The 2417-nt window shown below is 45.1% G+C and carries 1 protein-coding gene and 1 pseudogene; both read left to right on the plus strand.

Annotated features, from left to right (window positions below):
* The first annotated feature begins 643 nt into the window (after positions 1–643).
* Positions 644–2296, plus strand: coding sequence for a group II intron reverse transcriptase/maturase (ltrA, locus tag HU824_RS19280; protein WP_005647985.1), 1653 nt, complete (start codon positions 644–646; stop codon positions 2294–2296).
* Positions 2280–2417: pseudogene (locus HU824_RS19940) on the plus strand (conjugal transfer protein TraG); the annotation flags it as partial. The gene ltrA and the pseudogene HU824_RS19940, both read left to right, overlap by 17 nt.

A 2417-nucleotide genomic window follows, 5' to 3' on the forward strand; every position in this document is an offset into this window, starting at 1 on the left:
GTGTGACCTGTAAAGTCGCGTAATTGATTGTTAAACAGTGATATTAGTTGCATGATTTAACCCGCTGTTCCGTCAGCGGTAGCCTACTATAAGGTGCATCTCCAGTGATGGGTTGTGCCAAGCTTATAGGACAAAGTACACTCTCCGAAAGGACAAGACTGAACCGTGAGGGAACGTCAAGGGCGGTTAGTATCATACTGCCGAGTGGCGAGGCTGGATAGCATGGTTAACATAAGTGAACTGTCTTTAGCCATCGTGAGGTTTGAAGGAGCGGAAGATACTTTAGCTCTCACCAAAAGGTAAGCAGTCGGATAACCCCTGCCCATGTTGGGGTTACACGGACATGGCACTGCCGGTGGACTTGACAGAACCTAAACTATCCTTTTGTCAATTACGTGGAACAGGGCAAGCCTGTATCTCTCTCGTAACAACGCGAGTAAGCGAACCGCAAGGCAAGCCGAAAGGGGTGCAGGTATGAGATAACGGAGAAAGCGAACGCCTCCCTGTAATGGGGAGGATACGGATTGAATCGACATCACGGGCTGATTGTGGATAACATCATCCGACACGAAAGTGGGCAGACTTCCGTATATGGTAACTCTTTACAAGATAACTTTTAGAACTTTCAAAAGGAGGAAAGCAAATGAACGAAACTAAGACATCGTGTGCGCCTGCTGACAACAGGAATCTGACTTGGGACGGTATGAACTGGTCCAAGTGCGAAGCCTATGTCCGAAAGCTTCAAGCGCGTATTGTAAAGGCTCAGAAAGAAGGCAGACATAACAAGGTGAAAGCCTTGCAATGGATGCTCACTCACTCTTTTTACGCCAAGGCATTGGCTGTAAAGAGGGTTACTTCCAACAAAGGGAAGAAAACGTCTGGAGTAGATAAACAGCTTTGGGACTCTCCCAAGCGCAAGTACAAAGCAATCAGTGAACTGAAACGCCGTGGCTACAATCCGCAGCCACTCCGTAGGGTTCACATCAAGAAAAAGAACGGTAAACTCCGACCGTTGGGAATACCGACCATGAAAGACAGGGCGATGCAGGCTTTATATCTCATGGCATTGGAACCGATAGCCGAAACGACAGGCGACCGTTTCTCCTACGGCTTCCGAAAGAAGCGCAGGACAATGGACGCAATCCGTCAGATTGATACGGTTTTAAACCGCCAACATTCTCCCGAATGGATTTTGGAGGGAGATATAAAAGGCTGTTTCGACCACATCAGCCACGACTGGCTCATTGAGAATATCCCTATGGATAAGACAATACTCAGAAAATGGTTGAAATGTGGAGCTGTGTTCAACGGAAAACTATTCCCGACAGAAGAGGGTACGCCACAAGGAGGTATCATATCACCGACACTTGCAAACATGGTACTTGACGGGCTTCAGCCGCTCTTGGCTAAAAGATTCAAAAGACTATGGCGTAACAACAAGACATTCCATTACAAGGTAAATCTTATTCGCTATGCTGACGACTTTATAATCACAGGCCGAGATAAGGAACTATTGGAAAACGAAGTCAAACCAATAGTGATAGAATTTCTCAAAGAAAGAGGTCTTACCTTATCCGAAGAGAAAACTACTATTACGAACATATATGACGGATTTGATTTCTTGGGTTTCAATGTAAGGAAGTTCGGCAAAAAGCTATACACATCTCCGTCCAAAGACGCACAGAAACGCTTTAGGGCAAAAATCAGTGACATAGTCAAAGGACATAAGATGTGTAAGCAGGAATCGCTGATACGAATGCTCAATCCTGTAATCACAGGATGGGGTAACTATTACCGATATGGTGCATCGACCGATGCTTTTCATGGTTGCGACTACCACATTTATAATCTCACGAAGAAATGGGCCTTACGTCGTCACCCTAAGAAACGCAAGTCTTGGGTCGCAGACAGGTATTGGCATGAAATTCGGGGACGCAAATGGACGTTTGCGTGGAAATATGAAACGAAAAGTATGAAAGTGAACTACCTGACCCTTAAAAGATTGTCGGATATACATTATACTCCGTACAAGCAAGTCAAGGGAGAGGCAAATCCTTTTGACCCGGAATACGATGATTATTTCTCTCAGCGTAAGGAGCAACAAATGCTGGAATCTCTCAAAGGACGTAAGTCTCTCTTATATTTATGGAACAAGCAGAACCGGATTTGTCCGTTATGTGGCAAGGAAATAGACTGTACAAAAGCATGGAACGTCAACGAAATATCTGTTGGTGGTTCGATTGTACGGCAACTTGTCCACAACAACTGCTACAAGCGAAATAAACGAAAATGTTGAAAGTATGAGCCGATTTCTAACAACAAATAGAAATATTGAGTTGCTTGAGCCGTATGAGGGGAAACTCTCACGTACGGTTCTTAGGGGAGAAGGGGGCAGCAATGCCCTTGACTTACCCGAT

Source organism: Bacteroides sp. L10-4, assembly GCF_013373675.1.
Lineage (GTDB): Bacteria > Bacteroidota > Bacteroidia > Bacteroidales > Bacteroidaceae > Bacteroides > Bacteroides muris.

What these genes read in the sequence shown, in the direction of transcription:
- ltrA (WP_005647985.1), top strand. Translation starts at nt 644, where the DNA reads ATGAACGAAACTAAGACATCGTGTGCGCCTGCTGACAACAGGAATCTG.